Source organism: Streptomyces glaucescens (genome assembly GCF_002154375.1).
GTDB classification, from domain to species: domain Bacteria; phylum Actinomycetota; class Actinomycetes; order Streptomycetales; family Streptomycetaceae; genus Streptomyces; species Streptomyces glaucescens.
Window position 1 is genome coordinate 1 of record NZ_MUND01000935.1, and the last position, 6,917, is coordinate 6,917.

The window sequence follows — 6,917 nt, forward strand, 5'->3', positions numbered from 1 at the left end:
GCGCGTCGACGCGCGTCACGGCCTGGTGACGGCGATCGGCAGGTGACGTACGCCGACGATGACGGCCGGGTTCTGATACGTGACGTCGTCGTGGGAAGGCACCGCGATGGAAGAAAAACGATCCATCATCATCTGCAGGGCGATACGGGCTTCCAGCCGGGCCAGGGGTGCGCCGAAACAGAAGTGGATGCCATGGCCGAAGGTGAGATGGGGATTGGGATCGCGGGCCACGTCGAAGACGTCCGGGGAGGTGAAGCGGGAGGGGTCACGGTTGGCGGCTCCCAGGTGCACCATCAGCAGGGTGTCGGCCGGGATGTCGTGGCCGCCGAGCACCACCGGCCGGGTGGTGCGCCGCCCCAGCTCGGGGAAGGGCGGCAGCCAGCGCAAGACTTCCTCCACGGCGTCCGGCACCCGGTCCGGGTTCTCCCGCAGCGCGGTGAGCGTGCCGGGATGCCGGTCGAAGGTGACCATGGCGTTGCCGAGCAGCGCGGTGGTGGTGATGTGCCCGGCGACCAGCAGCAGGGCGACGAATCCGACGATCTCCTGGTCCCTCAGCCGCGTCCCGTCGACCTCGGCGGTGAGGAGTCTGCTGGTGAGGTCGTCACCGGGGTGGGCGCGGCGACGCCGGATGTGGTCCAGCACGTAGCCGTTCATCTCGCGCACGGTCGGCGCGATGGCCTCCAGCGCCCGTTCCAGGTCGGCCATGTCGAGGCTGTCGCCGAGCTGGTCGCCGCCGAAGAGGGTGGCGGCCCACTCCTGGAACAGTCTGTGGTCCTCGGCGGGGACACCGAGGAGTTCGGCGATCACGATGATCGGCAGCGGGTAGGCGAGGGTGTCGACCAGGTCGAACCGGTCGCGGTCGGCGACACCGTCGAACAGCCGCGCGCACACGGCCTCGATGCGCGGGGCGAGCCCGTGGACCACTCGGGGAGTGAAGGCCTGACTCACCAGGGTGCGGAGCTTGCGGTGCTCCGGCGGGTCCATGCCGACGAAGTTGCCCTGCCGGAAGGCCTCGAAGTCCTCCTGGGTGGGGGCGATCGGCGTCATGTCGGAGGAGTACGTCGCCGGGTCCGAGAGGACCGCCGAGACGCTCTGGTGGTCCACGACGTGCCACTGCCGCCGCTCCTCGTCGTACGTCACGGGGCCCGCGTCGCGTAAGTCCCGCCACCGCTCGGGTAAGACGTCAAGAGGCGATTCGGCCCCGGTCAGTTGTGTGCTTGTCACCGTTTCTCCTTGGGTGAGAACGCGCGGGCCCGGCGACGGGCGGTCAACGAGGGTGTGCCGTGGTCAGCCGCGGGCAGCGGTGGCCGTCACGGGTGCGACCATCGGGTGTGGCGCCGCGGGGCGATCGTCGCTCCGCGCCAAGTGGCCGGTATGTGGTCCGACCAGGCCGGCCGGGGAGCGACCGGCCGGTCCGCCCGCTCAGGGAATGCCGGCCCCCGGGGCGTCAGCGGACCTGAGGGCGGAACACGGCCGGCGTGGCGGCGGTTCCGAGCGGTCCGGACGCCCGCCGAGCAGCGGACAGGCCCGCGCTTGCGCAGCCCGGCAGCACGTGCCTCGGGCACCCCCTAGCAGACACCACCACATCCCCCAGTGACTTCTCCGGCGCAGCGGCCCTGCGCAGAACTCCCCTGTCCCACGATTTCGCACTTCACGTGCCAATGACGCGCTTCGACACGATCCATCCGGGCCGAGTGCGCTCACAGTTTTCACGTTGGGTCACAGGATGGCAACCCCCCGAAATCGAAGGGGAGATGACCCTTCAGACAACCCACTGAGATGGGCGTGTATCCCGGCGTTTCACAGTCAAACCTGGTGTGCGCGAAGAGAATTCGCCCGTCTGGAAACCTCGGGGCAGGTCCGCCGTCACCCCCGTACCCGCCGCCTCGATCGCGGGGCTGCCCGCCCAGCGGGTTTCGGCCAGGTCAGGTGACGGTTCCGCCAGGCCTCGCCCGGTTCACCGGCCACCGGTACAACCGCGATGCCGGGAGCGGACCGGCGCTCGCAGGAAACCACCGGCGCGCGCGGTCATCCGCGCGCGCCGGCGCACGCCAACCAGGTCACGGCAGTTCAGCGCGCGCCGGGCGCGCCGCGCATGCGCCCCCGTCATCGACCGCCGACGTCGGCGCACCCGGCGACGAGCCGCACGACGGTGTCCGAATGGTCCGTCAGGAAGAAATGTCCGCCGGGGAGGATTTCCAGCCGGAAGCCGGCCGTGGTGTGCCCCTTCCAGGCTGCGGCCTCCTCGGGCGTCACCCGGGGATCCCGGTCCCCCGTCAGGGAGAGGACGGGCGTGTCCACCACCGCGTCGGGGTCCGGCCGATACCGGGTGACTGCCCGGTAATCATTGCGGATGGCGGGCAGGACGAGTTCCACGAGGTCCGGGCTGCCGACGATCGCCTGGTCGGTTCCGCCGAGCCCCGCGAGGTGGTCGAGGAGGGCCTGATCGGAATCGAAGGCGGGGGTCTCCCGCGTCGTGGACGGGGCGCCACGGCCGGAGACGACGAGGCGGCAGTGTGCGGTCAGCCGCTCGCGCCCGAGCCGGAGCACCGACTCGAAGGCGACGGACGCGCCCATGCTGTGGCCGACGAGCACGAGCGGCACGGGCTGCGCCGCCCACGGCCGCAAGGACGGCAGCAGCCGGTCGGCGAGTCCTTCGACGGTTGTCACGAACGGTTCGTCCAACCGGTCGTGCCGCCCCGGGTACTGCACGGCCGCGACGTCGTACCCGTCGGGAAACAACCGCGCGAACGGCGCGTAGAAGGAGGCGGCTCCGCCGGCGTGCGGGAAGAACACCACGCGCGCCCGGGGGTCCGCGGCGCGGCGCAGCGGCTTGATCCAAGGGTCCTTGCCCTCCATCGTCCTTCTCCGCCTTTCGTCGTGCGGCCGGGCCCGCCCGGCGGGCCTCGTGTGACCATCGCCGACCGTACGGTGCCCGCCCGCCGACCGTCGAGGGGCGCTCGGGAGCGCCGACACGAGGAGGGCCGGCCATAACACCGCGTTATGGCCAAGAGGTAGTCCCGCGTTCACCCATCCTCCGGAATCCTGAGTCGTGTCCATGACGAACTGCCGCTCCCACGGCGGGCGTTCCTGGCCACGGCCCATGTGGGCCTTCACTCCCCACACATACACGCCCCCAACGTGTCTTCCGAATCGAGGAACCTTGCGCATATCGAGGCTCGTGCCCGCTCTCGCCGCGGCAGCGATCTCCGCCCTCGGGCTTCTCGCCCCCACGGCCACCGCGGCACCGGCGCCCCCGACCACCACGGCCCCCCAGCCCATCATCGGCGGCGGCCAGGCGACCAGTGGCCCCTGGGCCGCCCGGCTGTTCTCCAACGGCAGGGAGACCTGTTCGGCAACCATCATCGCGCCGACGTGGATCCTCACCGCCAAGCACTGCGTCACCGGCGGCGGGCTGTCGTTCCGCATCGGCAGCCTGGACCAGCACAGCGGCGGCACCGTGGCCAACGGCGTTCAGACCTACACCCACAGCGCGGACCTGGCGCTCGTCCGTCTCGACCGTTCCGTGTCGGCGACCTACGCCCGCCTCGGGCAGCCCGGCTCGGTGCGGGTCGGCCAGACCGTGCAGGTGTACGGCTGGGGCGCCACCTCCCAGTGCGGCTCGGAGGCCAACTGCCAGTCCCGGTACCTGAAGGTCGCCAACGTCACGGTCACCGGCGGCTGCGGTGACGCCTACGGCGGCTCCGCGATCTGCGCCCGCCGAGGTGACGGCATCACCGCCGGCGGAGACTCCGGTGGGCCGATGATGGCGAACGGCGTCCAGGTGGGCGTCGCCTCCACCAGCGACCGCCAGACCACCACGGCGTACACCAACGTGACGGCGTACCGCTCCTGGATCCAGTCGATCGCCGGCGTCTGAACCGTCCACCGCCTCCCAGCGTGTGGCAGGCCCCTCACCGCGGTAGCGTGGAGGGGCCTGCGCGCGTCCGCGTGCGCCGCGGAACGGGGCGGGCCGGACAGGCACGGCTCGTCGGTCCCGGGAACGGCTGCCCTGCGGAGCCCGCCCGCTACGGCGCCTCGGCGGTCCGCGCCTCGATCGCCCGCAGTACGGCGATCATGTCCTCGCCGCCGTGCCCCCGCGCCGCCGTCTCCTCGAACAGGGAGTGGCAGACGTCCAGGAGCGGTGAGGCGAGACCCGCCGCGCGGGCCGCCTCGGCGATCAGCCGGTTGTTCTTCAGCACGTCCAGGGCAGCCGCCTGCACCGTGAAGTCCCGGTCGCGCAGCTTGGGCGACTTCATCCGGGACACGCCGCTCGCCATCGGGCCCGCGTCCAGGACCTCCAGGAACAACCGGCGGTCCACGCCCTGCCGTTCGGCGAAGTGGAAGGCCTCGGCCAGCCCGGTCACCAGGGTGATCAGGAAGAGGTTCACCGACAGCTTCATCAACGACGCCCCAGGTGCCGGACCGCACGCGAACGTCTCCCGGCACATCGGCGTGAGCAGCGGCCGTACGGCGGTCACGGCGGCCTCCTCGCCCGCGAGCATGCCGACGAGTTGTCCCTGCTCCGCCGGCACCCGGGAGCCGGAGACGGGCGCCTCGACGTACCGGCCGCCGGCCGCGCGGATGTCGGTCTCCAGGGCCCGCGAGTACGCGGGCGAAGTCGTCCCCATGTGCACGACGGTCCGGCCCGCGACCCGTGCGGCGAACTCGGGCGCGCCCCGGGCGAGGACCGCGTCCACGGCGGCTTCGTCGGCGAGCATCAGCAGCACCACTCGGGTCCGCGCGAACACCTCGGCGGCGTCCGTCGCGACCTCGGCCCCGGCCGCCCGCAGCGGCTGGGCGCGCTCCGGGGTGCGGTTCCAGACGACGAGCGGGGTGCCGGCGGACGCCAGCCGCAGGGCCATGGGCCGGCCCATCACTCCGAGACCGATGAATCCGACGTGCACGGCAGGCCGCCTCTCGCGCCACGCGCTGACTATGACAGCGGTCATAGTAGCGGCCGCTATGACGGCGGTCATAGAGTGCGTGGGCGTGAGGAGAGGAGACCGGGGATGACTCAGGCGCGGCCCGGACCGCGGGAGCGGATGGTCTTCAGCGCGGCCCAGCTCATCCGGCGGGGCGGGGTCACCGCGACCGGCATGCGCGAGGTGGCCGCGCACGCGGACGCACCGCGCGGCTCCCTGCAGCACTACTTCCCGGGCGGCAAGGAACAGCTGGTCAACGAAGCACTCGCGTGGGCCGGCCGGTACGCGGGCAAGCGGATCGCCCGCTTCCTCGCCGGGCTCGACGAGCCGACGCCGAGCGGCCTGTTCGCGGCGATGGCCGCCCAGTGGACCGACGAGTACGCGAGGGACGGCTTCGACGCGGGCTGTCCGGTCGCCGCCGCCACCGTCGACTGCGCGTCCTCCGGCGACTCCACCCGCACGGCCGCGGCAGCCGCCTTCGCGACCTGGCAGGCACCCCTGGGCGAGGCGCTGACGGACATGGGAGTGCCCGCGGCCCGTGCGGAGTCGCTGGCCACCTTGATGATCAGCACCCTGGAGGGCGCGATCCTGATGGCGCGCGCCGAACGGGACGTACGGCCCCTCACCACGGCCGTCCGCGAACTCGGCCCCCTCCTCGACTCCGCCGTACGGTCCTGACCGGGCAACGGCAGGCGCCTCCGCGGGTGTGCCTGTACGGCTGGAGCGAGCCGGCCGCTCCGTGTGCGGGGCACCTACCACGCAGCTGCGCGAGACGCGCACCACGACCACCACCGAAAAGGATCGTGGCCGGGGCTCGCCGCGGGCTGGGGCCGATCGGCGCCCCCCTCTCGTCGGCGAAGCGCTGTGCCCGTAAGCCATCGCTCGTCGGAGGTGCTTGCGCGTCACCACTTCGCAACCGCCTGGAGATGAGGAAACCGTGGATGGCCGAATATCGTCCTTCCCGACATCAACCGCGCGCCCACGACGAGGCGCGACCACCAGCAGGGGGGAACCACCATGAACGCGACCAGACAGCCGGGCCGCCGCAGACCTACGCCGCTCCGCAGCACCGCGACGGCACTGGGCGCCGTGGGCATACTGACGCTGGCGCTCACGGCGTGCGAGGGGGAAGGCGGCTCCGCCGCCTCACCTACCCCCTCATATTCGGCCACCGCCCAACCGAGCGTCAGCACCGGTACGGACGCCGCGGCCACCCCGGCCGGCCAGGTGACCGCCAGTACGGGCGGTGACGCGGCGACCGCCACCGCCACCGCCGCTCCGGCAGCCTCCGCGTCACCGGTGTCCGGTGCGCCGTCCGCCGCGAGCACGGGAGACGCCGGCACCGACTGCGATCACACGATGCCCATCTCCCCGGACGAGATCGCCGTCCTGCGGTACACCCCCGAAGGGGGCTCCCTGAACCTCATCTTCCGACACGGCAACTGGGACTGCCCGACACCGGATTCGGACGGCCCGCCCTTCGTGACCGTGGGCAAGGAGACCTTCCTGCCCCTGGACCAGGCCGCCTACATCACCGCCACCGACCCGATCGTCGCGAGCACCGAGAACCAGCGGATCGGCGTGCAGGAGTTCCTCGACTGGCTGGAGGCACACCCGGACAGCGGCCTGGTGTTCACGTACCACGTCGGTGCGGACGGCGCCATCGACCGACTCGAACAGGTCTTCACTCCCTGATGTCCCGAGCGGTTCGCCTAGGTGATCGATTCCAAGGGGTGGCGGGGAAATGAGTCGCTCTGGCGTGCAGAGGATCGTACTGTCGCGCGCATGAAGCTGCTCTCCGTCAATGTCGGCAAGCCCCGACCCAACCCGTGGAAGGGCCTCAGCGCGACGGGCATCGACAAGCGGCCTGTTGACGGCCCGGTTGCCGTCATCGCGCCCGGGCCCAAGGGCACCGGCGAGGTCGGTCTCGTAGGCGACCGCGTCTACGACGTGAAGCACCACGGCGGTTCCGACCAGGCCGTCTACGCCTAT

The 6,917-nt window shown here is 71.8% G+C and carries 6 protein-coding genes and 1 pseudogene; 4 read left to right on the forward strand and 3 right to left on the reverse strand.

The annotated features are described in order from the left end of the window. Positions 1 to 15 precede the first annotated feature (15 nt). Both CCN42_RS39475 and CCN42_RS39480 read right to left on the reverse strand, forming a co-directional pair. Positions 16 to 1,140: a cytochrome P450 gene (locus tag CCN42_RS39475; protein WP_245877681.1), complete on the reverse strand. Its 1,125-nt coding sequence runs from the start codon at positions 1,138 to 1,140 to the stop codon at positions 16 to 18. Between the two features lie 966 nt (positions 1,141 to 2,106). Beyond that, positions 2,107 to 2,859, reverse strand: a complete 753-nt coding sequence (locus tag CCN42_RS39480) for a thioesterase II family protein (protein WP_158102203.1) — start codon at positions 2,857 to 2,859, stop codon at positions 2,107 to 2,109. A 304-nt stretch (positions 2,860 to 3,163) separates the two neighbouring features. On the opposite strand from CCN42_RS39480, the gene CCN42_RS39485 reads away from it, so the two are divergent. Continuing rightward, positions 3,164 to 3,880 (forward strand): S1 family peptidase, encoded by a 717-nt coding sequence (locus tag CCN42_RS39485; RefSeq protein WP_086741977.1) that lies wholly within the window; start codon positions 3,164 to 3,166, stop codon positions 3,878 to 3,880. Between the two features lie 148 nt (positions 3,881 to 4,028). Here the strand turns inward: CCN42_RS39485 and CCN42_RS39490 are convergent, their stop codons facing one another. Then, a complete protein-coding gene (locus CCN42_RS39490; RefSeq protein ID WP_086741978.1) occupies positions 4,029 to 4,907 on the reverse strand; it encodes an NAD(P)-dependent oxidoreductase in 879 nt (292 codons plus the stop codon). A gap of 105 nt (positions 4,908 to 5,012) precedes the next feature. On the opposite strand from CCN42_RS39490, the gene CCN42_RS39495 reads away from it, so the two are divergent. The 3 genes and pseudogenes from CCN42_RS39495 to CCN42_RS39505 form a co-directional block, all read left to right on the forward strand. After that, the gene (locus tag CCN42_RS39495) at positions 5,013 to 5,603 is read left to right on the forward strand and encodes a TetR/AcrR family transcriptional regulator (RefSeq protein WP_086741979.1); all 591 of its coding nucleotides are present in this window, start codon (positions 5,013 to 5,015) and stop codon (positions 5,601 to 5,603) included. 339 nt (positions 5,604 to 5,942) lie between these two features. Then, on the forward strand, positions 5,943 to 6,620 hold the full coding sequence (locus CCN42_RS43980) for a hypothetical protein (protein WP_211294900.1): 678 nt from the start codon (positions 5,943 to 5,945) through the stop codon (positions 6,618 to 6,620). Between the two features lie 90 nt (positions 6,621 to 6,710). Next, positions 6,711 to 6,917 (forward strand): annotated as a pseudogene (locus CCN42_RS39505) (MOSC domain-containing protein); the annotation flags it as partial.